Genomic DNA, 25913 nt, shown 5'->3' with positions numbered 1-25913 from the left:
TCAATAAAAATAACTATGAAAGTCAATAAAAAAGAAATCTATTATAAGGCCTTAGAAGTGGTAAATGAGAAAATTGAGAAATATCAGGAAGAGATGGACATGATAAAGGAGTCTATGGATGCTAATGATGTAAAGACAGATTATGATGAAGATAACCGCGGAAAGCTGCTAGGCGATTTTGAAAAAAATGCAGACCATCTCAACAATGCAAGGGAAATGAAAGAAACCTTAAGCCGCCTGGATTTGGAGCATTACAGTAAAATTGTGGATTTTGGCAGTGTGGTGGAAACAAAGCAAAATCTATATTACGTGTCTGTACCTTTAGGCGAATTGCAAATGGAAGATGGTACCGTAGTGTATGCTATTTCTACCGATGCCCCGGTATATGAAGGACTGGAAGGCAAAAAAGCCGGAGATAGTTATACCTTTAACGGACAAGAATTTAAAATAGTAGCGCTGCACTAAAATTATTCAGGGTATTCAACTCGTAAATGATATATATTTTTTAGCTTACGCTTGAGAATTTTTTTTACGAGTTGGATTTCCTTAAAGGTAATATTGGAATTTAAAAATTGTCCTTCTTTCATTTGCTTATTAATAACTTTCTCCACAAACTCATCTATAAGAGTAGAGGTAGGTTCTTTAAGGCTTTTACTGGCCGCTTCCACACTGTCACACATCATTAAAATAGCCGTTTCTTTACTAAACGGAATTGGCCCCGGGTAGCGAAAATCATCGGGGTCCACTTCGCCACTGCTATTTTCCTTCTCTTTCATAAGAAAATAATACACCGTGCTGGTGCCATGATGGGTACGTATAAAATCGATCACCCGGTCTGGAAGATTATTTTTTTTAGCAATCTCAATTCCACGGATGACATGTTCAATAATAATCTCTGCACTTTCACGGGGAGATAATTCATCATGCGAATTTACAGAAGTGGTTTGATTTTCAGTAAAATAAGTAGGGTTCTGCATTTTTCCGATATCGTGGTAAAGTGCCCCTACCCTTACCATCATTGCATTGGCGCTTATCTCATTAGCGGCAGCTTCTGCAAGGTTAGCCACATTTAGGGAATGGTGAAAGGTACCCGGCGCTTTTTCAGCCAATTCCTTAAGCAACCTGGAATTGGTGTCAGAAAGTTCCAGCAGGGACATATCTGAAACCATTCCAAAGATTTTTTCATAAATATAAATAAGGGGTTGTACAAAAAGCGTGGCCAGCCCTCCCAGTAAAAAGGTAAGAAACACCTCCCCTTTTACATCAGCAATATTTCCCTCCTGGATAATGGTAAAGGCAAAATAAGAAATAATGTACACCAGGGTAATCTGCCCTACAGAAATAAAAAGATTGGCTCGTTTATAAAGTTCAGAAACCGTAAGTATAGTCACAATACCCGCAATGATTTGTAAAAACATGTACTCATAACTGTTGGGTACTATAAAACCCAGCAACAATACTGTTAGCACATGGGTAAAAAGTCCTAAACGGGCGTCAAAAAAGGCTTTTAGCGTTAGTGGCAAAATACACAGTGGCACCACGTAGACATAATCAATATTGAATTTTACCACCAGAGTGGTAAGCATTACCATAAAGATGATGTTGAAAAAAATAAAAGTGACCTTTACATTATTTTCATAAATCTCCCAGCGATATTTTCTAATAAACAACAGCAGCATTAGCAAAGCCAAAGCTACCAGCGTACTGTAGCCCACAAGGATCCAGTTATGATTGGCCTGGCTCCATACCTGGGACTCATACTCCTGCTTAAGGGACCGCAGGATGTTGTACTTGGTATTATCCACCACCTCTCCCTTGGCAATTACCCGGCTTCCCTGCTCAATAATGCCGCGAGTATAGGAAATATTGTTCAATCTGCTTTCCAGTTCCTTTTGGGTAAGGTCATTATTATAAACCACATTGGGTTCTACCGAATTAAAAAAAACCTCCAGCAATTCGTTCTTGAAAAAACCAATATTGGCTTCATCTATTTCATTGCTCAGAAAATTACGAATATCACCCTGTTTCAGGATTTTCTTGTAGGTAACTTCGTAGGCTTCATTTCCTTTCCGCAAATAAACCAGCTGTTCTGGTCCCATCCTGTTGCTTTCCTGCAGCAATCCGTTTTTATAAATTTTATCTACGGTTTTTTCTACAAAATTATTCAGGGGTCGTTCCGCGAGATCCAGAATACTGTCGCTAAAAGTCCTTTGCACTTCATGCAAAGCATCTGCCTTTACCCGTTCTACAACATCCTCATTATATTCATAGTATGGAATAAGGCTGTTTTTTATCGCCTGTCTTTCCTCCTGAATTTCTTCATCGGTCTTTAGAATGGCAAAATCAAAAGGGGCATATAAATTTTCATACTGCCAGGGTTTATTTTTGGGGATATCATATTTAAATTTCCCTCCCTTAGGAAGCAGGTAAACGATTAGTACCGCAGATAATATGAATAAAAAAACCTTATAAAAGAGCGCCTGGTTTTTATAAAGGTTATTTACGAAATTGCTCATGTATATTCAGCTAATGATCAAATGTAATAAAAATCACCCTGAATTATACTCTATTGCTATGTTCCTTATAAAATCCTTAACTTCGCGGAAGGAAGAAAATAATAAAGAAATTATGAATAAAGAAGTGGTTATAGTTAGTGCTGCCCGCACTCCAATAGGAAGTTTTTTAGGCAGCCTTTCTAGTGTTCCTGCAACAAAACTTGGTGCTATTGCTATTAAAGGGGCTTTAGAAAAAATCAAACTGAAGCCTGAACTTGTAGAAGAAGTTATTATGGGTAATGTAGTACAGGCAGGCGTAGGGCAGGCTCCTGCAAGACAGGCAGCTTTAGGTGCAGGCATTCCCGCCACTGTTCCCTGTACCACAGTAAATAAAGTTTGTGCCAGCGGCATGAAGGCATTAATGCACGCGGCCCAATCTATTATGTTGGGAGATACTTCTATAGTGGTAGCCGGCGGAATGGAAAATATGAGTTTAATTCCACATTACCTTTATCTTCGGAAAGGACAAAAATTTGGTCCTGCTGCAATGGAAGATGGCATGCAAAAAGATGGGCTGGTAGATGCTTACGATCATAATGCTATGGGAGTTTGTGCAGATTTATGTGCTAAGGAATATAATTTTTCCAGGGAAGACCAGGATGCTTTTGCCATGCAATCTTATGAAAGGTCTGCCAAAGCCTGGAAAGAGGGGAAATTTGATAATGAAGTTGTCCCCGTGGAAGTTCCGCAGCGAAAAGGCGATCCGGTTATTGTAAAGGAAGATGAAGAGTATAAAAATGTAAGAATGGAGAAAATTGCCTCTCTTCGCCCTGCCTTTAGCAAAGACGGAACAGTGACCGCGGCGAATGCTTCTACCATTAATGATGGGGCCGGCGCAATGGTTTTGATGAGCCGTGAAAAAGCTGAAGAATTAGGACTCAACGTTTTGGCGACCATTAAAAGTTTTGCAGATGCCGCCCAGGAACCAAAATGGTTTACTACTTCTCCTGCCAAGGCATTGCCAAAGGCATTGGCGAAAGCTAATATAAGCCAGGATGATGTGGATTTTTTTGAATTTAATGAAGCTTTTTCTGTGGTGGGACTGGCTAATATGAAAATTCTGGGGCTAAGCGATAAAAACACCAATGTTAACGGTGGCTCGGTCTCCCTGGGACATCCACTTGGCTGCAGCGGGGTGCGCATTGTGATCACCCTGCTTAATGTACTGGAGCAGAACAACGCCAAATTGGGAGCTGCTGCAATCTGCAATGGCGGCGGCGGAGCTTCAGCAATGATAATAGAGCGAAATTCTTAAATTTATATGATAATCATTTCTGAATGCAATACGGAATTTGCCATTTAAGCATCGTCCCCATTCGCTTTTCGGCTTCAGACCAAAGTGAAATGGTATCTCAGTTATTATACGGTGAACATTTTAAAGTTTTGGAAGAAAGAGGAAAGTGGAGCCGGATACGTGTTGCTTTTGATAACCTTGAAGCTTGGATATATAATAAGCAGTATCTTAAAATTGATGAAGCTCAATTTAATGGGCTTGAAGAAGGGGAAATACACCTTTCGGCTGATCTTTTTAATTATATCACCGATGCCAGGAAGCAATTAATTGCCGTCCCTCTGGGAGCTGCATTAAATTCTCTGGAATTATTTCAGCATGAATTTGAAGGAGAAATTACCGTAGGTAAGAAAGAAAAAGAGGCACTGGTAAATAGTGCGCTTTTATACCTAAATAGCCCATACTGCTGGCGGGGCAGATCTCCTTTAGGAATAGATGCTGCCGGACTTACGCAAATGGTTTACAAGCTTAACGGGTATAGACTCAAAAGAACTCCGGCAGAACAGGCCACCCAGGGGTTGGCTTTAAGTTTTATAGAAGAAAGTGAACCGGGTGATCTCGCTTTTTTTGATAACAGTGAAGGAATTATTGAGCACGTTGGCATTATGATGCAGGACAATTATATTATTCATGTAGACGGGCAGGTAAGAATTGACCGCATAGATCATTCAGGCATTTTTAATGTAGACCAAAAAAGGCATACACACCAGCTAAGGGTGATTAAAAAAGTTGTATAAAAAAAGCCGCTGAAAATTTTCAGCGGCTTTTTTTATACACAAAATGAAATGTATCCTATTGTTGTTGATTTTGCAACATGGCATCCATCTCTGCCACCTTTTCTTCATTCCCTAACTGGGTATAAATATTTTTAGCAGTGCGAATAGCTTCTACATTAGAAGGTTTATTTTCAATAACCTCCTCAAGGTAAGGAATGGCTTCTTTATAGATTTCATTTCTTTCCTTCTGCAATTCATCATATCGTTTATTATCTTCTTTGCTCATCCCCAGATTATTCATTTCATCAATAATCTCTCTTTCCTTCCCTAGAATTAGTGCCACCATATTTAATTTGGCATCAGTCATAGAAGGATCCAGTTCAATAGCTTTTTGATAATACTGCATTGCTTTATCTTTATTACCAAGATCTGCGCTGTTCACTCCAAGGTTATAATAAAGGGCTGCATTATCTGGAGCCTGTTCTACCACCTGCTCCATGATTTCATTATACTTTTCTTTATCCCCCATGTTATAGTACATATTAGCCTGTACCTGTTTTAATTCCAAATCATCGGGATTTGCATTAATAGCTGCTTCCATTGCTTCTTCAGCCTCCTCATATTTTTCCTGGCTTACATAAATCCTTGCGATAAGGCTGGTGATATCACCTTTTTTAGAAGGAATCTTTCTTTCAGAAGGATCCTTGTATTGGTTGGTTTTAACCATTAAATCCTGCTGTTCTTTGCTTCCCATTAGTTCTTCTTCACCACTTTCAGTATTTACAGCATAATATTCTGTACCGGAACCATCATAACCAATTTCGTTAAGGGTATTCAGGTATTCAAGACCTTTATCATAATCTCCGGCCTGGACGGCATTATTCGCTGCATAATAAAGGTGAATGGTATCGGTCTTTCCACTTAACTCATAACTGGTGTATAATTTATCTGCGGCATTTTCAAATTCCTGCGCGTTTTGATCGGCAATTGCGCCTTGTACTAAACTGTTTCTAACAGCAACAAGTCCATCTTCAGCCCCTTCTGCTCCCATATCGGCAGCTTTTTGATAAGCGGCTGCAGCAGTTTTAAGATCTTCAAGAGAAACATTTTCTCCAGACCCAAGATAAGCCTGTCCTTTATACAGGTAGAATCTTTCTGTCCATTTGTCATTGGCGTCAGACAACATCTGTTCAGCCTTGGTTAATTGTGTCTTGGCCTGAGCATAATTACCATCTTCAATGGCATCTTCGGCATCCTTAATTTCATTCTTTTGTGCGAACGCCGTAAAGGTTAATACAGACAACGCCAGCGTCAAAATATTAGTTTTCATTTGATTTTGGTTTAATTATTTAATTATTCTTCACTATCGTCCGCAATAGTTGTGCCATTGCTATTAAGATTGGTGGGATCGGGGGTTTCCGCATCGTCCATAGCCTCTACATCGTCCTCATCATGAAGTACTTTTGCCACAGCCGCAATAGAATCTTTTCCTTTTAAATTAATAAGCCTAACTCCCTGCGTGGCACGGCCCATTACCCGAAGATCTGACACTCCCATTCTTATCGCAATACCAGATTTATTAATGATCATAAGATCATCCTTATCAGAAACATTTTTAATTGCAACAAGCCCTCCTGTTTTATCAGTTACAGAAATGGTCTTTACGCCTTTCCCGCCCCTGTTAGTAATACGATAATCTTCAAGGCTGGAGCGTTTTCCGTATCCATTTTCTGAAACCACAAGTATATTGGATTCCATGTCATTAACCGAAATCATCCCTACAACCTCATCCTTATCATCTGCCAAAGTAATCCCTCGTACCCCGGAAGCATTTCTTCCCATTGGCCTGGTTTTTCCTTCTTCAAAACGAATGGCTTTTCCGCTTTTTACTGCAAGCATTACCTGGCTCTCACCATTGGTAAGTTTAGCTTCCAGTAATTCATCGTCGTCCTTAATAGTAATGGCATTAATTCCATTAACCCTTGGGCGGGAGTATTGTTCCAGTGAAGTTTTTTTCACCTGGCCTTTTTTAGTAGCCATTATTACATAATGACTGTTGACATATTCCTCATCTTTGAGGTCCTGGGTACAAATGAAGGCTTTTACCTTATCATCTGGTTCTATATTAATAAGGTTTTGAATAGCCCTTCCTTTTGAGGCCTTGCTGCCTTCAGGGATTTCATAAACCCTCATCCAGAAGCATTTACCTTTTTGAGTAAAGAATAACATGTACTGATGATTGGTACCTGCAAACAGATATTCAAGGAAATCTTCATTTCTTGTTGTGGAGCCTTTTTGTCCCACTCCTCCCCTGTTTTGAGTTTTATATTCAGTAAGCGAAGTCCTTTTAATATACCCGGCATGAGAAATAGTAATTATTACCTGCTCATCAGGTATCATATCTTCAATACTCAAATCTCCTCCAGCATACTCTATAGTAGAACGTCTTTCATCGCCATATTTTTCTTTTACTTCCAGAAGTTCATCTTTAATTACCTGCATTCTTCTCTCTTTTCTGGCAAGGATATCTTTAAGGTCTTCTATGGTCTTTAAAATTTCTTCATACTCAGCGCGCAATTTATCCTGCTCAAGACCGGTAAGTTGTCTTAATCGCATTTCCACAATAGCGCGGGCCTGAATTTCGGTAAGTTCAAATCGCTCCATAAGCTTTTCTCTGGCTTCTTCAGCATTGCTGGAAGCTCTGATAAGCGCGATAACTTCATCTATATTATCTGAAGCGATAATTAAACCTTCCAGGATATGTGCTCTGTCTTCAGCTTTTTTAAGCTCGTATTGGGTTCTTCGAACCACCACTTCGTGACGATGCTCAACGAAATGATAAATAATATCCTTTAAATTAAGCATTTCCGGTCTTCCATTTACCAGCGCAATATTATTTACACTAAAGGAAGATTGCAGAGCGGTATGCTTAAACAAGGTGTTTAGAACAATATTTGGAATTGCATCCCTTTTTAACTGGTACACAATACGCATCCCATTTCTGTCTGACTCATCCCGGATCAGGCTGATGCCGTCAATTTTCTTCTCATTAATAAGATCGGCCGTTTTCTTGATCATATCCGCCTTATTCACCTGGTAAGGTATCTCGGTAACCACAATGCTCTCACGGCCGTTTACTTCTTCCAGCGTAGATTTGGCGCGCATCACTATGCGCCCTCTGCCGGTTTTAAAAGCCTCCCTTACTCCATCATAACCATAAATAATACCACCTGTAGGAAAATCTGGAGCTTTAATGTGCTCTATTAATTCATCAATCTCTATGTCATGATTGTCAATATATGCAACGGTGCCATCTATTACTTCTGCGAGGTTATGCGGAGCCATGTTGGTAGCCATTCCCACTGCAATACCACTTGCTCCGTTTACCAGTAGGTTTGGGATACGGGTGGGCAGTACTACAGGTTCGTTAAGGGAATCATCAAAGTTAAGCTGGGTATCTACAGTTTCCTTATCAATATCGGCCAGCATGTCTTCGCTTATTTTACGCATACGGGCTTCTGTGTAACGCATGGCTGCAGGACTATCTCCGTCTACCGATCCAAAGTTACCCTGGCCGTCCACAAGCATGTAGCGCATACTCCATTCTTGTGCCATCCGTACCATGGTATCATAAACAGAGGAGTCTCCGTGAGGGTGATATTTACCCAGCACTTCTCCTACTATTCTTGCAGATTTTTTATAGGCTCTGTTGGAGAGCACTCCAAGTTCGTACATCCCGAATAAGACCCTTCGATGTACAGGTTTTAACCCGTCACGTACATCGGGAAGCGCACGTGACACAATGACCGACATTGAATAATCAATGTAAGCCGATTTCATTTCATCTTCAATGTTGATAGGAATTAATTCTTCTCCTTCAGCCATATTAAAAAATTTAATTTAGTTCTAAAATCTAACGTGCCAATTTACGAATTTTACCTTGTTTTATGCCGCTCTGGCACATGCTTTGGTGTTTTTTTATTAACAAATTTTTAGTGCACATTCGTTGATAAGTTCACTACTTTGAGTTTTGATTATTGAAAGTAATTTCGTCAATTAGCTTACGACTGATCTTAGGTACAGTTTTTGAACTTCATAGATTAGTTAATTAATGAGAGAAAGGAAAATAACATGGATGATAATTTTTCACCTAGAGTAAAAGATGTAATTTCTTATAGCAAGGAAGAAGCATTAAGGCTGGGCCATGATTTCATCGGGACAGAGCATCTTATGCTTGGACTGTTGAGGGATGGCGATGGCAAAGCTATAAATATATTAAACGCAATGGAAATTGATCTGAGCCACCTTAGAAGGAAGGTGGAGATTTTAAGCCCGGCCACTCCTGGCTCTGCATCGGTTTCTAATGAAAAAAAGAATCTGCACCTTACAAGGCAGGCAGAGCGTGCACTTAAAACTACTTTTTTAGAAGCTAAGCTTTTCCAGAGCACTTCTATTAATACCGCCCACCTGTTGCTGTGCATTTTAAGAAACGAGAATGATCCTACCACTAAATTGCTGAATAAGCTCAAAATTGATTATGACGGCGTTAAGGATCAGTTTAAATACATGATAGCCAATGATGAAAATGATTTTTCAGACAGTCCTGCTGCCGAATCATTTTCTGATGAAGGGGATACTGATGATGCTACCAAAGACAATCCGTTTAGCGGCGGTGGAGGCAGCGGCCCCGGCAAAACATCTAAAAAATCTAAAACACCTGTTCTTGATAACTTTGGCAGGGACCTTACTGCAATGGCAGAAGCAGATAAGCTAGATCCTGTAGTGGGAAGAGAAAAAGAAATTGAGCGTGTTTCCCAGATCTTAAGCAGGCGCAAGAAGAACAACCCGCTTCTTATTGGAGAACCAGGTGTTGGAAAATCTGCCATTGCTGAAGGTTTGGCCTTAAGAATTGTAAAAAGGAAAGTCTCCCGCATCTTGTTTGATAAACGTGTGGTGACCCTGGACCTGGCAAGTCTTGTTGCAGGAACCAAATACAGGGGCCAGTTTGAAGAGCGGATGAAGGCGGTGATGAACGAGCTTGAAAAGAATGATGACATTATTCTTTTTATTGATGAAATACATACTATTGTAGGTGCCGGTGGCGCCACAGGTAGCCTGGATGCCAGTAATATGTTTAAACCCGCTCTTGCCAGAGGGGAAATTCAATGTATTGGCGCCACTACCCTAGATGAATATAGGCAATACATAGAAAAAGACGGAGCTCTGGAAAGAAGGTTCCAGAAAGTTATTGTGGAACCTACAACTGTGGAGGAAACTATTGAAATCCTAAACAATATTAAGGATAAGTATGAAGAGCATCACAATGTGGTTTATACCGATGAAGCTATTGAAGCTTGCGTAAAACTCACTAATAGGTATATGACAGACAGGTTTCTTCCAGATAAAGCTATTGATGCCTTAGATGAAGCAGGTTCCCGTGTACATATTACTAATATTGATGTTCCCAAACAAATCCTTGATCTAGAGCGTCGGCTTGAAGAAGTAAGGCAAAATAAAAATTCCGTAGTAAAAAAGCAGAAGTATGAAGAAGCTGCAAAACTGCGTGATGATGAAAAGAACCTTGAAAAAGAATTAAGCCTGGCCCAGGAAAAATGGGAAGAAGAATCTAAGAAACACAAAGAGACAGTAAGTGAAGACAGCGTTGCTGATGTGGTTTCTATGATGACGGGTGTACCTGTTAACAGGATTGCCCAAACCGAAAGCAATAAGCTTGTGGAACTCCCTGAAAAAATTAAAGGCAAGGTGATTGGGCAGGATGATGCAGTTTCCAAAGTGGTTAAAGCTATTCAAAGAAACAGAGCTGGATTAAAAGATCCCGATAAACCTATTGGATCCTTTATCTTTTTAGGACAAACCGGGGTTGGTAAAACACAGTTGGCTAAAGTGCTTGCGCGGGAATTATTCGATAATGAAGATACCCTTATTCGAATAGACATGAGTGAATACATGGAAAAATTTGCGGTATCCAGGTTAATTGGAGCACCTCCGGGGTATGTAGGCTATGAAGAAGGAGGGCAGTTAACCGAAAAAGTTAGACGCAAACCTTATGCAGTTATTCTTCTGGACGAAGTAGAAAAAGCACATCCAGATGTATTTAATATGTTACTTCAGGTGTTGGATGACGGATATTTAACAGATAGTTTAGGCCGTAAGATCGATTTCAGGAACACCATAATAATTATGACTTCCAATATTGGAGCCCGAAAACTTAAAGATTTTGGGCAGGGAGTTGGATTTGGAACCGCTGCCATGAAATCTCAGGTAGATGAAAATGCCCGGGGGGTAATTGAAGGGGCATTGAAGAAAGCCTTTGCTCCGGAATTCCTTAACCGAATTGATGATGTGGTAATTTTCAATTCTTTGGAAAGGGATGATATCCATAAAATTATAGATATTGAACTCTCCAAGTTATATGGAAGAATTGGCAGTCTTGGATACAATCTTACCTTAAGCGATAAAGCCAAAGATTTTATTGCAGATAAAGGTTTCGATAAACAATATGGTGCCCGTCCATTAAACAGAGCCATCCAGAAGTATATTGAGGACGCGTTGGCTGAAGAGATTATTACCTCACAAATTAATGAAGGGGATACGATTTATATGGACCTGGATGAAGAGAAAAATGAACTCACCATTAATGTTGAAAAGACAGTAAAGGAAACAGAATCCTAAATTTTTAAAAGCCGCTTGTTAATTCAGGCGGCTTTCTTACTTTTACATCCATCAGATTTGATTTTTCCCCGGGATCTAAACTTCTGAACCTACAAACCTGTCATCTTAATGATAAAAAAAAACCTTAAGCTGGAATTCGGCTTAATTTCTGTACATGAAAATGTATTAATAGCTGAATTAAATGAAGGCATCCTCTTCAGCGTTGAAAATAACCGGAAATTGCTTGAGTTAGGGCGGGATATCTTTGATGGAAAAGCCTATGGTTATATTTCAAATCGTACCCACTCCTATGCTGTAGATCCAATGGTCTATAAAGAATCTTCAAATGTAGATACCTTAAAAGCTATTGCCGTGGTAAGTAAAAATCACCTGGTAAAATTAAATGCCAGGCAGGTGGAACAGAAATTTTATAAAAATCCAGAAGCTTTTGAAGTCTTTGACACTCTGGAAGAAGCTCTTAACTGGATGAAATCAAAATTTTAAACTTCCAGGTAATTCTCTTCAATTTTAAACTTTTCCAGAAAAGTTTTTGCTCTTTGAATGTAGGGCGCCATGGTCACATCCTGTCTTAAAATTGGCACTTCCTCTCTAAACTTCTCTAATACCAGTGAAATTTTAGGTGAGGTTCTGGCGGGCTCCCTAAAATGCATAGCCTGTGAAGCATTAAAAAGTTCTATGGCTAGTACCGTTTGAAGATTATCTATTATTTTCAAATTTTTAGTTGCGCTATTGGCTCCCATGCTCACATGGTCCTCCTGCCCGTTTGAAGAAACAATAGAATCTACTGATGCAGGCACAGCCAGTTGTTTATTTTGACTCACAATGCTTGCGGCGGTATACTGCGGAATCATAAACCCGCTGTTCAACCCCGGATCTTCCACAAGAAAGTTGGGTAAATTCCTTAGCCCGGACACCAGCTGGTAAATTCTTCTTTCTGAAATATTGGCAAGTTCTGCCATGGCAATACTAAGATAATCAAGTCCTAGGGCTAAAGGTTGGCCATGAAAATTTCCCCCGGAAATTATTTTATCTTCATCAACAAAGATATTTGGATTATCTGTAACCGAATTTATTTCGGTTTTCACGATTTTACGTACAAAAGCAAGAGTATCTTTGGTAGCTCCATGCACCTGTGGCACGCACCTGAAAGAATATGGATCCTGGACATTTTCTTTTTCCGTTAAAGCAATTTCACTGCCATTTAAAAATCCCCTTATCCTCTCTGCAGTCTTTACCTGCCCGCGGTGAGGCCTTATCATGTGCACCAGCTCATCAAAAGGAGAAAGATTACAATCAAAAGCATCTATGGAAACAGCACTAACCAGATCTGCCAGAAAAGCCCACTTATAAGATTTTAGTAATGCATATACCGCATGAGCACTCATAAACTGGGTACCATTTAAAAGCGCAAGCCCTTCTTTGGGTTGCAACTTTAACGGCTCCCACCCCATCACATCAAGCAATTCTCCGCCACTCATCACCTCTTCTTTGTAATAAACTTCTCCATCTCCAATAAGAGGAAGTGCCAAATGCGCCAAAGGCGCCAGATCTCCTGAAGCTCCAAGAGAACCTTGTTCATAGATTACCGGCAAAATATTTTCATTAAAAAAGGCCACCAGTCGGTTAACCGTTTCCAAGGAGATTCCAGAATTTCCATAGCTAAGTGACTGTATCTTTAGCAGCAACATTAATTTTATTAGAGGTTTGGCAATTTTTTCTCCCGTGCCACAGGCATGCGATTTCACGAGGTTTTCCTGTAGCTCCGTTAATTTTTCTGGAGAGATTTTTACGTTGCAAAGGGCGCCAAAGCCCGTGTTTATTCCATAAACCGGCGCAGTACTTTCATTAATCTTTTTATCCAGATACTGCCGGGATTTTTGAATATTTACTCTTGCCTCATCGCTAAGGGCAATGTTCTTTCCCTTATCCAGAATTTCCTTTATCTGTTCCAGATCTAAAACTGCAGAAGAAATATAATGAGTGCTTTGCATGGAGATTATCAAAAAATTTATTTCGGCATACAAAAATTAGTTTTTTTTAGGAAATATCTCTACGAAAGTCTATAAAAATCAAAAAATGCCAAAACTCCATCCTTCAAGATTTACTTATTATCTTCCCCGGTTACAAAAAGCTTCATATAAGCCTGTCCTATATTTTCAACAAGATCCCCAGAAATAAGGGCTTCATAAGAATGTTTGGCTGCATAAACATCTCCTGCAAGTCCATGTAAAAAAACTCCGAGTCGTGCGGCAGCAACAGGTTTATACCTTTGGCAAAGCAGGGCGGCTATAACCCCGGAAAGTACGTCACCACTTCCGGCAGTGGCCATACCGGGATTTCCTGTAGTATTAATATACTTACTTTCTCCATCAAAAATAAAGGTATAAGCGCCTTTAAGCACTACAATTAGCTTATACGCTCTACAAAAATCCTGAACCATTTTCATTTTCTGATAGTCATCCTTCCACTTGCCAATAAGCCTTTCCAATTCTTTTGGATGTGGAGTAAGAACGGAATTTTCGGGAACCAGCTCCAGCATGTCATTATTTTCAGAAAGGATATTGAGGCCATCTGCATCAATAAGCATTGGCTTTTTGGTGTTTTCCAGCAATGCCTTAAATGCCTTTACAGTTTCCTCGCTCTTCCCCGCGCCCATTCCAAAGCATACCGCATCTGCATCGAAATCTGTTTTTATATTAGTGAGCATTTCATAATTATTATCGGTAATTACCATTGCCTCGGGCAGTCCGGTTTGCATAATTTCGTATCCGCATTTAGGAATAAATACAGTACACAGCCCTGCCCCAGTTCTTAGAGCAGCTGTGGTGGAAAGTAAAATACTGCCAATTTTACCGTAGCTCCCGCCTATGGTAATCATATGCCCGTAATTGCCTTTATGAGAATTCTTCTTCCTGGGAATATAGAGCTGCCTGGCTTCTTCTTTAGTCGTGATATGAGTATCTGTGCTAACTTCAGCTAAAAAACTTTGATCCAGGCCAATATCCAGTACTTGTAAATCCCCTACATAGTCCATGGTTTGCGGCAAAAAGAAAACCAACTTAGGCGTTTGAAAGGTAAGGGTGAAATTTGCATTTATTACCGCATCCTGTTTAGCGGGAATTTTATCAGAAAATAAACCTGAAGGCATATCCACGGCGAGCACAAAAGCCCCGCAGGCATTAATATACTGTACGAGCCTGCCCACCCATCCTTCTAAAGGCCGGTTTAGGCCAATACCAAAGATGGCATCTATAATAAAATCACCTTTTCTAATTTGCGGAAAATCTTCTTCTTTTTTTATTAATTCCGGCCAGTTATTGGTTACTTCCTTTATTTTCTCATAATTAGCAAGAAAATCTTCAGATCTTTTATCAGAATAATTAACAATAAAGACCTGGACCCGGTAATTCTTTTCAAGAAGCATGCGGGCAATTGCCAGGCCATCGCCGCCATTGTTCCCTATCCCGCAGAAAATTTTCAAAGGGATCTGTGCTCCTTGTAAGCGACGGTGTATCTCCTGAAAAACTTTTGTAGCCGCTCTTTCCATTAGTTCTTCGGAAGTTATATTTTGTTTTTTTAGGCTTATGGCATCGGCTTCCTTAAGTTGAGCTGCAGAGAGTATTTTCATGAGTGTTCTATTTCAGTTACACAAAATTAAAAAATGCATCCCGCAGTTTTCTTAATTTCATTCTAACATCTATAAAGCTAATACAATTAAAGCTTTCCGCAGAAAAAGAAGGAATTAAATATTGTTTTCTAAGCGAAATCAATAAATTTGCGCAAATTTTAAACGAAATGAAAGAAATTGCCCTTATTGAGAAACATAAGTCCTTAAATGCTAAAATTGTACCTTTTGCAGGGTATAATATGCCGGTATCCTACGAAGGTGTAAATGCTGAGCATCTGGCAGTACGGGAGAAACTTGGAGTTTTTGATGTATCCCATATGGGTGAATTTTTGATTTCTGGAGAAAATGCCCTGGAGCTTATCCAGAGAATTTCTTCTAATGATGCCTCCCGGCTGGTGAATGGTAAAGCCCAATATACCTGTATGCCTAATGAAACAGGAGGAATTGTGGACGATCTTATTATCTACCGGATTAATGCTGAAAAATATTTATTGGTTGTAAATGCAGCCAATATTGAAAAAGACTGGAACTGGATTTCGCAGCACAATACTATGGATGCTACGATGAAAGATATCTCCGATGAAATGTCTCTTCTGGCCATACAGGGTCCTAAAGCGGCTGAAGCTATGCAGTCTCTAACTGAAGTAACTCTTGAGAGCATGAAATCTTACACCTTTGAAGTAGCTGAATTTGCCGGGGTTGATAAAGTTATCATTTCGGCTACCGGATATACCGGGAGCGGTGGGTTCGAGATTTACTTTAGAAATGAAGATGCAGCACAAATATGGGATAAGGTGATGGAAGCGGGCGCAGATTCTGGCATAAAACCCATTGGTCTTGCCGCAAGAGATACTTTGAGACTGGAAATGGGCTATTGCCTATATGGAAATGATATAGATGAAAAAACTTCTCCAATAGAAGCGAATCTTGGCTGGATTACCAAGTTTAGCAAAGATTTCATCAATTCTGAAGCCTTAAAAAAGGAAAAGGAAGAAGGCCCGGCACGTAAGCTAATCGCATTTGAACTTGAAGAACGGGGTATCCCCCGCCAGGGTTATGATATAGTAGACGAGAATGGCACTGTTATTGGCATTGTCACCTCGGGAACAATGTCACCTTCCCTGGATAAAGGAATTGGTATGGGTTACGTTCCGGCCGCATTTGCAGGAATTGGTAAGAAGCTAAACATACAGATAAGAAAAAAAACTGTTCCTGCCGTACAGGTGAAATTGCCCTTTTATAAAGGATAAAATTTTTGGAAAAAATACTGATATTAGGCGCCAGCGGTTTTATAGGCAATTCTTTGTACAGGGAATTGCGCTCTTATTTTGATACTTACGGTACTTATCGTACAGATAATGAATCCTTCAGCAAAAACCGGCAGTTTTTCCAGTACGATATGGAGACTGAAAATATAACGGTCTTACTGGAGAACCTTAAACCTACTATAATTATTTCAGCCGTTCGCGGTAATTTTGATGCACAGGTTACTGCTCATTTTTATGCCATGGAATACGTGATGCGCAGTGAATGTAAATTCTTGTTTATTTCTTCGGCTAATGTCTTTGATGCTTTTACCAACTTTCCCTCGTATGAGTATGATAAGACGCTGTCCCAAAGTATTTACGGGAGGTTTAAAATAAAAATTGAAAACGCCCTTTTACGTTTACCAAACCATAAATACAATATTTTACGCTTACCCATGGTTTTTGGGCACCATTCCCCTCGAGTGAAAGAATTGAAAACCCTTATTGAGTTGGGAGAAGCGGTGGAAGTGTTTCCAAATGTTGTAGTAAATGTTACCGAAATACAGAAGGTAACCCAGCAAATCCATTATATTATCAATAGAAAACGGGAAGGAGTATTTCACCTGGGAAGTACAGATCTTGTGCACCAAAGGGATTTTATAAAAGATCTTTGTGAAGAACTGGGAATCCATAATCCCCTTTTTAAAAATGTTTATGACTCCAATTTTGATCGCTTCCTCGCTGTGTTACCCAAAGATAATCTCCTGCCTGGAAATCTTCAAATTACGGTACAGGATGTTATTAAAGGCTGCCGCGAAATATAGCTGTTAATATTTTCTTAAACTGAAGCCGAACAAAATACTTCTTGTACATGTTCCTTAACTTGAAAGTTCACTAATAAAACATACAATGGAAAAATTAAGCGAGGAAGCTGTAAATAAGCATCTGGAAACACTAGACGGCTGGCAATATGCAAAAAATGCCATTCACACTTCTTTCCAATTTGGCAATTTTAAAGAGGCCTTTACCGTGATGACCAGAATTGCTTTTGAAGCCGAAGCACAACAGCACCACCCAAATTGGGCTAATGTTTATAACGAACTTGAGATTTCCCTTTCCACACATGACGCCGGCGGAGTAACTGAAAAAGATTTTAAACTTGCCCGCGCAATTGAGGAAATAGTGGAAGCCGGCTAAAGCATGGTTTTTTAAAAAGACTGGTATAAAAAAAGGAAGCTTTTAATTTTAAAAACGATTAGAAGCTTTTTTTATATTTTTGCCCCGATTTTATTTTTATACAATGGGAAGAGCATTCGAATTTAGAAAAGCAAGAAAGATGAAGCGCTGGTCTGCAATGGCCAAAGCCTTTACCCGTATTGGGAAAGATATTGTAATGGCGGTTAAAGAAGGAGGACCAGATCCCGATAGTAACGCCAAACTGCGGGCAGTAATCCAAAACGCCAAGAGCGTTAATATGCCTAAAGATAATATTGAACGTGCCATTAAACGAGCTTCAGATAAAAGCCAGGGCGACTACAAAATTGTGCTGTTTGAAGGTTATGCCCCTCACGGAATCGCCGTTTTGGTAGAAACAGCCACTGATAATAATAACAGAACCGTGGCCAATGTACGGTCTCATTTTAATAAATGCGACGGAAATCTTGGAACCTCGGGTTCTGTAGAATTTATGTTTGACCATACCTGCAATTTTAGGATTAATGCAGAAGGACTGGACGCGGAAGAACTGGAACTGGAGCTTATTGATTTTGGTGCTGAAGAGGTTTTTGAAGATGAGGACGGAATACACATTTATGCTCCTTTTGAAAATTTTGGCAGCATTCAGAAAGAACTTGAAAACAGAAATATTGAGATTATCTCCTCAGGATTTGAGCGCATCCCCCAGGTAACCAAACCTCTACCTCCCGAGCAGGCTGAAGATGTTGAGAAATTACTGGAAAGACTGGAAGAAGATGATGATGTACAAAACGTATATCATACCATGGAGGAATCTTCTGAAGAATAAGGAATAAGATAAAACAGGGTAAGGGATAAGAAAAGGAGGAACAGCAAAGTGTTCCTCCTTTTTAAAATTTAATCTTGAAATACTTCTTATTGGCGGTGCGCTTTATTAGGCTCCCCGCTTCTTCTTTTTCGCTCTTCCATCAAGAGGGAAAGTTCCCTACCCGTTTGCCCCTTTACAGACGAATTTTCACGGGCCCTTCGCAGTAGATATGGCACCACATCCCTAACTGGTCCAAAAGGCACAAGCTTTGCTGCATTATACCCTTTTCTGGCCAGATTATAGCTTATATGGTCACTCATTCCAAAAAGCTGACTGAACCAAATTCGCGGATCATCCATAGAAATTCCTTTATCTTCCATTATCTGAAGTGCCAGATAGTTACTCACCTCATTATGTGTACCTATGAATACTGAAATATCCTCCAGGTGATTCAAACAATAGGACATTACACTATTAAAATTAACATCTGTAGCCTCCTTACTTTCACAAATAGGAGTATGATATCCCAACTTTTTCGCACGGGCATTTTCTTTTTCCATATAAGCACCACGAACTATCTTGGCACCTACCTTAAAGCCTTCTTTTTTTGCTGTTTCGTGCAGTTTTTTCAGATATTCTAACCTATCCCACCTGTAGCATTGCAAAGTATTGAAAATAAGAGCCTTTTCCTTATTGTACTTACGCATCATTTCTTCCATAAGCTCATCTGCAGCTCCCTGCATCCAGCTCTCCTCCCCATCGGCGTACAACCTTACATCGTGATCGTAAGCTGCCTTACAAAGTTTTTCAACACGCTTCTTTACCCTTTCCCATTCTTCTTTTTCCTCTTTGGTAAGGCTAACTCTCTCCGTCACTTTTTCCCATATTTCAAAACGTCCAATTCCTGTGGGTTTAAAAACAGAAAAAGGAAGCTCGCTTTTTTTATCGGCAAATTCTATTAAGGAAAGTTTTTTCTCTAAAGCAGCATCAAACTGTGCTTCAGTTTTCTTTCCTTCAACCGAATAGTCAAGGATACTGTGTAGATTTTCCTTATGCATTTCTTTAATGACCGGTTTACAATCATCTGTAGTAACACCTCCGCAAAATTGCTCAAATATGGTTTTTTTAATAAGGCCTTCCACTGGAAGATGCATCTTTAAGGAAAATTTGGTGAGAAAAGTACCCGCCTTCACCAGCCTTTGCCTGTTCATCATGCTAAACAGGAAGATAGCCCTGTCCAGTTCTAATCCAGATTTAAGTTTAAAGGCGGTTGCGGTGTCGTTAAATATCTTCTTTCTAATCATAGGCTTTTATTAATTGCGCAAATATAAATATTGAAGTTTGATTTCATTAAATAATAATTCTCCTTATTTTCGAAGCCTTTAAAAACCGTAAGAACTATGGCGAATCCGGCAAAAAAAGGAGCAGTCTATTACAGCAACGAAGCTTATTCCAATATTAATTTATATCTAAGCCGCAATAAGCCTTCCAAAGTTTTTGTTTTGGTAGATTCTAATACTCATGGGCATTGTGTAGCCAAATTTTTAAGCCAGGTTGAAGAGCCTTCCAATTTTGAGATCATTGAAATTCCCGCGGGAGAAGAACATAAAACCCTGGAAACCTGCAACGGAGTCTGGAATGCGTTGTCAGAACTTGGAGCCGACAGGAAAAGTCTCCTAATTAATTTGGGAGGCGGAGTGGTTACAGACCTGGGCGGATTTGTAGCTTGTACTTTTAAAAGAGGAATTTCCTATATAAATGTACCCACAACACTGCTCGCCATGGTAGATGCTTCTGTAGGCGGGAAAACCGGAGTAGACCTTGGGAACCTTAAAAATCAGATTGGGGTAATAAGTGAGCCGGAAATGGTTCTTATTGACAGCATTTATTTGCAAAGTCTGCCAAAGAATGAAATGCGCAGTGGGCTAGCCGAAGTCTTAAAACACGGATTAATAAAAGATGAAGCTTACTGGGAAAAAGTATCTAACTTATCTAACCTGGACTTCACTCATCTTGATGAAATTATAAAAAGGTCTGTAGAAATTAAATCTGAAGTGGTTACCCAAGATCCTCTCGAAAAAAACATTCGTAAAACCTTGAATTATGGTCATACCCTTGGCCATGCCATTGAATCTCACTTCCTTACCCATAATTCCAAACCAAAATTGTTACATGGAGAGGCCGTGGCGGCAGGAATGGTTCTCGCTACTCATATTTCCCAAAGATTAAAAAATTTTCCGGAAGAAAAATTAAATAGGATTTCTTCAAAAATTTTTGATATTTACGGCAAAATTGAAATTGATGAAAATGACCTGGAAAATATCCTGGCCTTGATGAAATTTGATAAAAAAAACGAGCACGGAAAAATAAATTTTGTATTGCTTAAAGATATTGGAGCACCAGAAATTGATTGCGAGGTCCCCAATAAAAATATTTATGAAGCTTTTGATTTTTACAAAACGGCTTGATTTTTATCTATATTATATTACATTTAAAACACTAACTGAATAACTACTTAAATCTCGTTTTTAAACCGTTCTACCTATGAAGAGGATAATTGTAGATTATAAAAAATTAACTCCTGAAATTCTTGGCCTTTTAGTAGAAAAATATCCTGATGGCTATGATGATGATCAAATAATTTCTTTTAAAAATGCTAAAAATGAAACGGTGGATGCTGTTGAAGTGCGCACAGAAGATACCATTTACCTGGTGAAGGTAAGTACCCGCCTGGAAAATACCATGGCTAGTTTTGATGAAGATGATTATGATGATTCAGATTTTAATGAACCTATAGTGGAAATTCCTGAAAAGGATGATGAAGTTGAAATGGCGGACGAAGAAGATATGGATGAAGATGACGACCGATAACTTTTCCATATCATCTTTATAAAATAAAAAAGGAGCGCACAAAACGCTCCTTTTCTATATTATATTTTCAGGAATTAAGCATGTTGTAAATCATGCTTTCCTTCTTTTATCTCTTCAATTACTTTAGCACAAAATGCAGGAAGGTCATCTGGATTTCTGCTGGTCACAAATGCTTCGTCCACAACCACTTCCTTATCAACCCAAAGCGCTCCGGCATTTTCCAGGTCTTTCCTAAGCGTTTTGTAAGAAGTCATTGTTCTGCCTTCTACCACATCGGCATTAATTAATGTCCAGGCCGCATGGCAAATCGCACCCACGGGCTTGCTTTGTTTAAAAAAGTCTCTTACAAAAACAAGCACGTCCTCGTTAATTCTAAGATTGTCCGGGTTCATAACCCCACCAGGAAGCACAAGTGCATTATACTCTTTTGCACTTACCTGGTCAATGGTCTTATCTACATCATATTCTTTTCCCCATTTGTCTACATCCCAGCTTTTAATTTTTCCAGCTTCAGGACTAACAATATCTACCTTGAAACCTTCTTTTTCCATGGCTTCTTTAGGAGATTTCAGTTCACTTTCTTCAAATCCGTTTGTTGCTAAAATTGCTATTCTCTTGTCCATAATCTTTCTTTTTTTATTTACCCCAAAGATAAAAAGCAAGCCTGGTAAAATGTATTAAAGCCCTTATAAAACCTGGGGTTTTAGCGTTAAACATTTCCTAAGTTGAAAAAGATTAGCTACTTTTTATCTGCTTCCCGTTTTTCCTCATGCGGTTCTTCTTTTTCCTGGTCGTAATCTAAATTGGATTTCAAACGGTCTATAATGGCTTTTTCTTCTTTTAGCTGAATGCGCTTATTCTCCAGTTTTTGCATTTCCTGATAAATAGCTGGTTCAGCATAACTATTTGGTTCTACCCTTTCGTTTTTATGTAAGGCATATTGCACGGTAAATTCAGCTCCAAAAAACAAGATAAGGCAGGTGTAATAAACCCATAGCAAAATAAGGACTACAGAAGAAGCCCCTCCGTAAATAGAAGCCGGATCGCTTTGTCCAAAATAAAAGCCTATAAGATATTCCCCTATAAGGAAGAGAATGGTGGTTAATGCTGCCCCGTAAAAGGTAGTTCTCCATTTAATATGAATGTCTGGCAACAATCTAAAAATGGAAGCGAACAAAGTGGTTATAAATAGGAAAGAAATCAGGAAGTTTGCAGCACTTATCATAAAGCCGGTTACATTTGGCAAGTATTGCTGAATTTCATCCTGCACCATACTTAAAACAGCAGAAATGATAAGAGAAATGAGCATTAAGAGTCCTATTACCAATACCATTCCTAAAGAAATTATACGGTCCAGAACTATTCTTCCTATATTAACTTTTTTAGCCGCAACATTCCATATATTATTCATGGCAATTTTAAGCTGGAAAAACACTCCTGTGGCCCCAAACAGTAAAAAGAGAATTCCAAAAATAATTGCAAAAGTAGAACGGTCTGTAAGTGCCGCATTAGATACCATACTTTCTATGGCTTTCGCAGATTCTTCACCTATAAATGAGCCAATCTCATTAGTGATTTTCCCCTGCACAAAGGCTCTTCCAAAAAAATATCCTACAACAGTTACTACGATAATCAATAAAGAAGGAAGAGAAAATAAGGCATAATAAGCAATGGTTGCTGCACGGGCATAAGGCTCGTTTCTGTTCCAGCTCACATAAGCCTCTTTTAATAACTTCCATAATGTCTTTAAAGATTTTATCATACTAGAGATATTTATCTATAAGGATTTGTTTGTGATGCATACAATGCCCAACAATTATAAAACCAATTGCCCTAACGCTTGCAGCAGCCCCATTCATGATACCTTTATATTCAAGTACAGCATCAGGAAAGCTATTGTAAAGCATTACGGTAGAATTTCTTACCAATTCAAATTCCGCCTTTAAATCTCCGGCTTTCCTTTTGGAGGCGAAGGAATTTTTGGCATATTCCTCATGATCAAATCCACGCAATGCGGCTTTATCTCCCCTGCCAATGCAAAGCGCACGACACTGGAAAATACGCTCCACATCTATTAAATGCTGAAGCACTTCAGCTACCGTCCATTTTCCTTCGGCATAACGAGAGTCTAAATTTCCCTCGGAAACTGTTTCATCCAGAAGCCGCAACATCTGTTCCTTATTTTCCTGAAATAATATCCCCAAAGACTGTTCTTTGGGGATATGATTGATATAGGACTGATAGAAATCACGGTATTCATCAGCATGTAAATCAGTTACCTTCATTAAGCTGAATTTCTACTTGCATTAATATTTCCATAAAGGGAACGGGTGACCATCTTTTCATAAACCTCGAGAAGGTCTTTTTGATCCTCGTTCTCCTGAAGTTCCTGCACTTTTCTAAGAGCATGCTGCTGGATAGTAAGCAAAGGCAATACGATTTTTTCACGGGCCTGAATAGAAGCGCGACCTGCCGGCTGGTTTTCCATCAATACCTTATAACCGGTTACGTTGAGAATCATGGCTTTACTTCTTAAAAATTCTGCATGGATCAATTTCCAGAAGTCACCAAATTCTTTATCATCCTGCATGTAGGAAGTTAATTCAAAGAAGGATTTGGTAAGGCTCATCATACTGTTTTCCAGCAAAGTCTTGAAAAATATGGAGTTATTGTACAATTGGATGACCTTATCCAATTTTCCTTCTTTTTCATAATACTCAATAGCCGTTCCCACTCCAAAAAAGCCGGGAACGTTCTGTTTAAGCTGGCTCCAGCTACCTACAAATGGAATAGCCCTCAAATCTTTTAAATTTAATTTAGCCGATTTATTTCTCTTTGAAGGGCGGCTGCCTATATTGGTTTTGGCATAATACTTTAGCGTACTCATCTTCTCAAGATAAGGGATAAACTTATCATGCTGCTTAAAGCCTGTATAAGTATTATAACTAATTTCCGCAAGATCATTCATGGTATGCCGGTCTTCTTCAGAAAGTTTGTTGGTGCCCTTACTGAAAATTTCATTAGAAACCCCTGAGCTTAGCAGCTGTTCAAGATTGTACCTGCAGGAATCTTTAGTTCCAAAATTAGAACTAATGGTTTGCCCCTGTACTGTAAGCTGAATTTCTTCATTTTCAATACCAGGCCCCAGGGAAGCGTAAAATTGATGTGTTTTACCACCACCTCTTGCCGGTGGCCCTCCCCTTCCATCAAAAAAGATAACTTTTATACCATGCTTCCTGGAAACTTCAGTAATGGCTTCTTTGGCTTTGTAAATACTCCAATTGGCCATTAGGTAACCACCGTCTTTTGTACCGTCACTAAAGCCAAGCATAATGGTTTGCTTATTATCCCGGCGCTTAAGGTGTTCACTGTAAACCGGATCGTTATAAAGGACTTCCATGGTTTTGTGTGCAGACTGAAGATCTGGAACAGTTTCAAATAACGGAATCACATCTACAGTTGGCTTTTCCCATCCGCAGGCCCTTAAAAAAGCAAAGGGGGTAAGCACTCCCTGAACCGATCCGCAATTACTAATTATATACCTGTTTGCTCCGTGCTCTCCATTACGCTCCTGTATGGTTTGCATAGCGTAAACAGAAGATATGGTAGATCTGGTAATACCTTCTTCAAAATCTTCCGGATCTAATTTCCCCTGGGCGTTTCTTAATACGTTTATTTGCTCTTCAGATGATAATTCGTTATAATTTTCAGGAAGAATTTTAGTACCGTTAGCGTTGGTTACTTTAATAATTTCATCTAATACCTCCTGGTGTACGGTGGCATCCTGACGGATATCCAATGTAGCAAAGTAATACCCGTACAAATTCACTTTATTAATTATATCATCTACTTCATCAAGAAACAGTGAATTATGTTTTTCAATGATTATCTGCTTAATCTGCTGAAGTTTAGATTTAAAATCTTCAAGAGATAGTTGAAGCTCTTCTTCACGTGACACCGCACCTTTGTATAATGCAGATTCAATTTCAGAAACAATTTCATCTATACCCTCAAAAGTAATCCTACGCTTAAGTTTTCTAATGTCCCTGTAATAATTTAATAAGATGGTACTTCTAAGCCTGCGGGCTACTTTTAGGGTAATATCTGTGGTTACAAATGGATTTCCATCCCGGTCTCCTCCCGGCCAGAATCCAAGGTTGATTACCTGATTGCCCACATCTTCGCCTTCAAAAATATTCTGCTGAATATAATTATAGATTTTGCTCGCGCTATGATAGAAAACATTTTCAAAGTACCAGATAAGGCTTACCGCCTCATCAAAAGGGGTAGGCTTTTCCTTATTGAAAAAAGGGGTTTTGCCTAACTGTGACAGGAGCTTTTTAATCCCTATCACATCATTTTCCTGTACCGCTTTATCAAGATCTGTAATAATCCCTAAAACTGCTCCCGGATAAAATTGTGTAGGGTGCGCTGTTAGGGTGGGACGTACTTTAAAGCGTTTTAGATAATCCCTTAGTTCTTCGGTTTTATTTTTAGCTTCTGCTTCCTCCTTTACATTTCGCAAAGTTCCCCTTCCATCCATATTGTTAACAATAGAAAAAGAAGCGTCTTCTATAGCATCAAATAAAACCACCTGCCGCTCTATAAACTGTATAAAGCGAAAAAGAAGATTGTTCTTCTCTTCCTCTGTTGGGTTTTGATGGTACTTTTTAAAAAAACGCTCTACAATTTCAGAGGGATTTTTATTCTCCTTAAAACCTTCTTCGCATACATCCTGAAATAAAGGCAGTAAAGCCCCTGTTTTACTAATGTCGCTAAAAGGAAGTGTTAGGAAAATACTGTTGTAGATCTGGTATTTCGCAAGTACGCTTTCATTAAATCGTTCGAGTTTTGGTTCTCTGTGCATAATACTAGTTGGTGTTTGACTTAAATTTATTAAAAAACCCTTT

The 25913-nt window shown here is 39.2% G+C and carries 21 protein-coding genes; 11 read left to right on the top strand and 10 right to left on the bottom strand.

All coding sequences use genetic code 11. The annotated features are described in order from the left end of the window. The first annotated feature begins 15 nt into the window (after window positions 1-15). Window positions 16-465 (top strand): transcription elongation factor, encoded by a 450-nt coding sequence (locus AB8M93_RS12770; RefSeq protein WP_373058253.1) that lies wholly within the window; start codon window positions 16-18, stop codon window positions 463-465. 2 nt (window positions 466-467) lie between these two features. Here the strand turns inward: AB8M93_RS12770 and AB8M93_RS12765 are convergent, their stop codons facing one another. After that, on the bottom strand, window positions 468-2516 hold the full coding sequence (locus AB8M93_RS12765; protein ID WP_373058251.1) for an HD family phosphohydrolase: 2049 nt from the start codon (window positions 2514-2516) through the stop codon (window positions 468-470). Between the two features lie 112 nt (window positions 2517-2628). On the opposite strand from AB8M93_RS12765, the gene AB8M93_RS12760 reads away from it, so the two are divergent. Together AB8M93_RS12760 and AB8M93_RS12755 are read left to right on the top strand one after the other, a co-directional pair. After that, window positions 2629-3810: an acetyl-CoA C-acyltransferase gene (locus AB8M93_RS12760; protein WP_373058249.1), complete on the top strand. Its 1182-nt coding sequence runs from the start codon at window positions 2629-2631 to the stop codon at window positions 3808-3810. 23 nt (window positions 3811-3833) lie between these two features. Continuing rightward, the gene (locus AB8M93_RS12755; protein ID WP_373058247.1) at window positions 3834-4583 is read left to right on the top strand and encodes a C40 family peptidase; all 750 of its coding nucleotides are present in this window, start codon (window positions 3834-3836) and stop codon (window positions 4581-4583) included. 55 nt (window positions 4584-4638) lie between these two features. Here the strand turns inward: AB8M93_RS12755 and AB8M93_RS12750 are convergent, their stop codons facing one another. Then, on the bottom strand, window positions 4639-5892 hold the full coding sequence (locus tag AB8M93_RS12750; protein WP_373058245.1) for a tetratricopeptide repeat protein: 1254 nt from the start codon (window positions 5890-5892) through the stop codon (window positions 4639-4641). Between the two features lie 23 nt (window positions 5893-5915). Next, the gene (gene gyrA, locus AB8M93_RS12745) at window positions 5916-8447 is read right to left on the bottom strand and encodes a DNA gyrase subunit A (RefSeq protein ID WP_373058243.1); all 2532 of its coding nucleotides are present in this window, start codon (window positions 8445-8447) and stop codon (window positions 5916-5918) included. Between the two features lie 246 nt (window positions 8448-8693). Here gyrA and AB8M93_RS12740 point away from each other — a divergent pair, with 246 nt between their 5' ends. Both AB8M93_RS12740 and AB8M93_RS12735 read left to right on the top strand, forming a co-directional pair. Further along, complete coding sequence (locus AB8M93_RS12740; RefSeq protein WP_373058241.1) at window positions 8694-11255, top strand: ATP-dependent Clp protease ATP-binding subunit; 2562 nt, start codon at window positions 8694-8696, stop codon at window positions 11253-11255. 108 nt (window positions 11256-11363) lie between these two features. Next, entirely contained in the window at window positions 11364-11738 is a 375-nt protein-coding gene (locus AB8M93_RS12735) for a hypothetical protein (protein ID WP_373058239.1), read from the top strand. Here AB8M93_RS12735 and hutH read toward each other — a convergent pair. Further along, the gene (gene hutH / locus AB8M93_RS12730; protein ID WP_373058237.1) at window positions 11735-13246 is read right to left on the bottom strand and encodes a histidine ammonia-lyase; all 1512 of its coding nucleotides are present in this window, start codon (window positions 13244-13246) and stop codon (window positions 11735-11737) included. The two genes, AB8M93_RS12735 and hutH, sit on opposite strands and share 4 nt — an antisense overlap. A 110-nt stretch (window positions 13247-13356) precedes the next feature. Next, window positions 13357-14883, bottom strand: coding sequence for an NAD(P)H-hydrate dehydratase (locus AB8M93_RS12725; protein ID WP_373058235.1), 1527 nt, complete (start codon window positions 14881-14883; stop codon window positions 13357-13359). Between the two features lie 167 nt (window positions 14884-15050). On the opposite strand from AB8M93_RS12725, the gene gcvT reads away from it, so the two are divergent. From gcvT to AB8M93_RS12705, 4 genes are all read left to right on the top strand, one after another. After that, window positions 15051-16133 carry a glycine cleavage system aminomethyltransferase GcvT gene (gcvT, locus tag AB8M93_RS12720; RefSeq protein ID WP_373058233.1) on the top strand — a complete coding sequence of 361 codons (1083 nt, stop codon included), beginning with the start codon at window positions 15051-15053 and terminating at the stop codon, window positions 16131-16133. A gap of 5 nt (window positions 16134-16138) precedes the next feature. Further along, entirely contained in the window at window positions 16139-16954 is an 816-nt protein-coding gene (locus tag AB8M93_RS12715; RefSeq protein WP_373058231.1) for a sugar nucleotide-binding protein, read from the top strand. A gap of 85 nt (window positions 16955-17039) precedes the next feature. Beyond that, window positions 17040-17327 carry a 4a-hydroxytetrahydrobiopterin dehydratase gene (locus tag AB8M93_RS12710; protein WP_373058229.1) on the top strand — a complete coding sequence of 96 codons (288 nt, stop codon included), beginning with the start codon at window positions 17040-17042 and terminating at the stop codon, window positions 17325-17327. Window positions 17328-17430: 103 nt separating this feature from the next. After that, window positions 17431-18153 (top strand): YebC/PmpR family DNA-binding transcriptional regulator, encoded by a 723-nt coding sequence (locus tag AB8M93_RS12705; protein ID WP_373058227.1) that lies wholly within the window; start codon window positions 17431-17433, stop codon window positions 18151-18153. 86 nt (window positions 18154-18239) lie between these two features. Here the strand turns inward: AB8M93_RS12705 and AB8M93_RS12700 are convergent, their stop codons facing one another. Then, window positions 18240-19436 carry a proline dehydrogenase family protein gene (locus AB8M93_RS12700; RefSeq protein ID WP_373058225.1) on the bottom strand — a complete coding sequence of 399 codons (1197 nt, stop codon included), beginning with the start codon at window positions 19434-19436 and terminating at the stop codon, window positions 18240-18242. Between the two features lie 96 nt (window positions 19437-19532). On the opposite strand from AB8M93_RS12700, the gene aroB reads away from it, so the two are divergent. Next, window positions 19533-20600 carry a 3-dehydroquinate synthase gene (gene aroB, locus AB8M93_RS12695; RefSeq protein WP_373058223.1) on the top strand — a complete coding sequence of 356 codons (1068 nt, stop codon included), beginning with the start codon at window positions 19533-19535 and terminating at the stop codon, window positions 20598-20600. A gap of 76 nt (window positions 20601-20676) precedes the next feature. After that, window positions 20677-21003: a hypothetical protein gene (locus AB8M93_RS12690; protein WP_373058221.1), complete on the top strand. Its 327-nt coding sequence runs from the start codon at window positions 20677-20679 to the stop codon at window positions 21001-21003. 74 nt (window positions 21004-21077) lie between these two features. On the opposite strand, the gene AB8M93_RS12685 is transcribed toward AB8M93_RS12690, so the two are convergent. The 4 genes from AB8M93_RS12685 to AB8M93_RS12670 form a co-directional block, all read right to left on the bottom strand. Then, the gene (locus AB8M93_RS12685; RefSeq protein ID WP_373058219.1) at window positions 21078-21626 is read right to left on the bottom strand and encodes a type 1 glutamine amidotransferase domain-containing protein; all 549 of its coding nucleotides are present in this window, start codon (window positions 21624-21626) and stop codon (window positions 21078-21080) included. 116 nt (window positions 21627-21742) lie between these two features. Next, window positions 21743-22765 (bottom strand): YihY/virulence factor BrkB family protein, encoded by a 1023-nt coding sequence (locus tag AB8M93_RS12680; RefSeq protein WP_373058217.1) that lies wholly within the window; start codon window positions 22763-22765, stop codon window positions 21743-21745. 1 nt (window position 22766) lies between these two features. Then, the gene (locus tag AB8M93_RS12675) at window positions 22767-23288 is read right to left on the bottom strand and encodes a DinB family protein (protein ID WP_373058215.1); all 522 of its coding nucleotides are present in this window, start codon (window positions 23286-23288) and stop codon (window positions 22767-22769) included. Beyond that, window positions 23288-25870, bottom strand: a complete 2583-nt coding sequence (locus AB8M93_RS12670) for a phosphoenolpyruvate carboxylase (protein ID WP_373058213.1) — start codon at window positions 25868-25870, stop codon at window positions 23288-23290. Before AB8M93_RS12670 ends, AB8M93_RS12675 begins: the two co-directional genes overlap by 1 nt. Window positions 25871-25913 lie beyond the last annotated feature (43 nt).

This window comes from Autumnicola aciditolerans (assembly GCF_041679265.1).
Classification (GTDB): domain Bacteria; phylum Bacteroidota; class Bacteroidia; order Flavobacteriales; family Flavobacteriaceae; genus Autumnicola.
The sequence above is the reverse complement of the archived record's forward strand: the minus strand, read 5'-3'. Positions and strand labels throughout refer to the sequence as shown.

Excerpts from the sequence above, each read along its gene's own strand:
- AB8M93_RS12750 (WP_373058245.1), bottom strand. The coding sequence starts at position 5,892 with ATGAAAACTAATATTTTGACGCTGGCGTTGTCTGTATTAACCTTTACG.
- AB8M93_RS12675 (WP_373058215.1), bottom strand. The coding sequence starts at position 23,288 with ATGAAGGTAACTGATTTACATGCTGATGAATACCGTGATTTCTATCAG.
- AB8M93_RS12710 (WP_373058229.1), top strand. The coding sequence starts at position 17,040 with ATGGAAAAATTAAGCGAGGAAGCTGTAAATAAGCATCTGGAAACACTA.
- hutH (WP_373058237.1), bottom strand. The coding sequence starts at position 13,246 with ATGCAAAGCACTCATTATATTTCTTCTGCAGTTTTAGATCTGGAACAG.
- AB8M93_RS12735 (WP_373058239.1), top strand. The coding sequence starts at position 11,364 with ATGATAAAAAAAAACCTTAAGCTGGAATTCGGCTTAATTTCTGTACAT.
- AB8M93_RS12740 (WP_373058241.1), top strand. The coding sequence starts at position 8,694 with ATGGATGATAATTTTTCACCTAGAGTAAAAGATGTAATTTCTTATAGC.
- AB8M93_RS12760 (WP_373058249.1), top strand. The coding sequence starts at position 2,629 with ATGAATAAAGAAGTGGTTATAGTTAGTGCTGCCCGCACTCCAATAGGA.
- AB8M93_RS12685 (WP_373058219.1), bottom strand. The coding sequence starts at position 21,626 with ATGGACAAGAGAATAGCAATTTTAGCAACAAACGGATTTGAAGAAAGT.
- gyrA (WP_373058243.1), bottom strand. The coding sequence starts at position 8,447 with ATGGCTGAAGGAGAAGAATTAATTCCTATCAACATTGAAGATGAAATG.
- AB8M93_RS12700 (WP_373058225.1), bottom strand. The coding sequence starts at position 19,436 with ATGATTAGAAAGAAGATATTTAACGACACCGCAACCGCCTTTAAACTT.
- AB8M93_RS12670 (WP_373058213.1), bottom strand. The coding sequence starts at position 25,870 with ATGCACAGAGAACCAAAACTCGAACGATTTAATGAAAGCGTACTTGCG.
- gcvT (WP_373058233.1), top strand. The coding sequence starts at position 15,051 with ATGAAAGAAATTGCCCTTATTGAGAAACATAAGTCCTTAAATGCTAAA.
- AB8M93_RS12705 (WP_373058227.1), top strand. The coding sequence starts at position 17,431 with ATGGGAAGAGCATTCGAATTTAGAAAAGCAAGAAAGATGAAGCGCTGG.
- AB8M93_RS12725 (WP_373058235.1), bottom strand. The coding sequence starts at position 14,883 with ATGAAAATACTCTCTGCAGCTCAACTTAAGGAAGCCGATGCCATAAGC.
- AB8M93_RS12765 (WP_373058251.1), bottom strand. The coding sequence starts at position 2,516 with ATGAGCAATTTCGTAAATAACCTTTATAAAAACCAGGCGCTCTTTTAT.
- AB8M93_RS12690 (WP_373058221.1), top strand. The coding sequence starts at position 20,677 with ATGAAGAGGATAATTGTAGATTATAAAAAATTAACTCCTGAAATTCTT.
- AB8M93_RS12680 (WP_373058217.1), bottom strand. The coding sequence starts at position 22,765 with ATGATAAAATCTTTAAAGACATTATGGAAGTTATTAAAAGAGGCTTAT.
- AB8M93_RS12770 (WP_373058253.1), top strand. The coding sequence starts at position 16 with ATGAAAGTCAATAAAAAAGAAATCTATTATAAGGCCTTAGAAGTGGTA.
- AB8M93_RS12755 (WP_373058247.1), top strand. The coding sequence starts at position 3,834 with ATGCAATACGGAATTTGCCATTTAAGCATCGTCCCCATTCGCTTTTCG.
- aroB (WP_373058223.1), top strand. The coding sequence starts at position 19,533 with ATGGCGAATCCGGCAAAAAAAGGAGCAGTCTATTACAGCAACGAAGCT.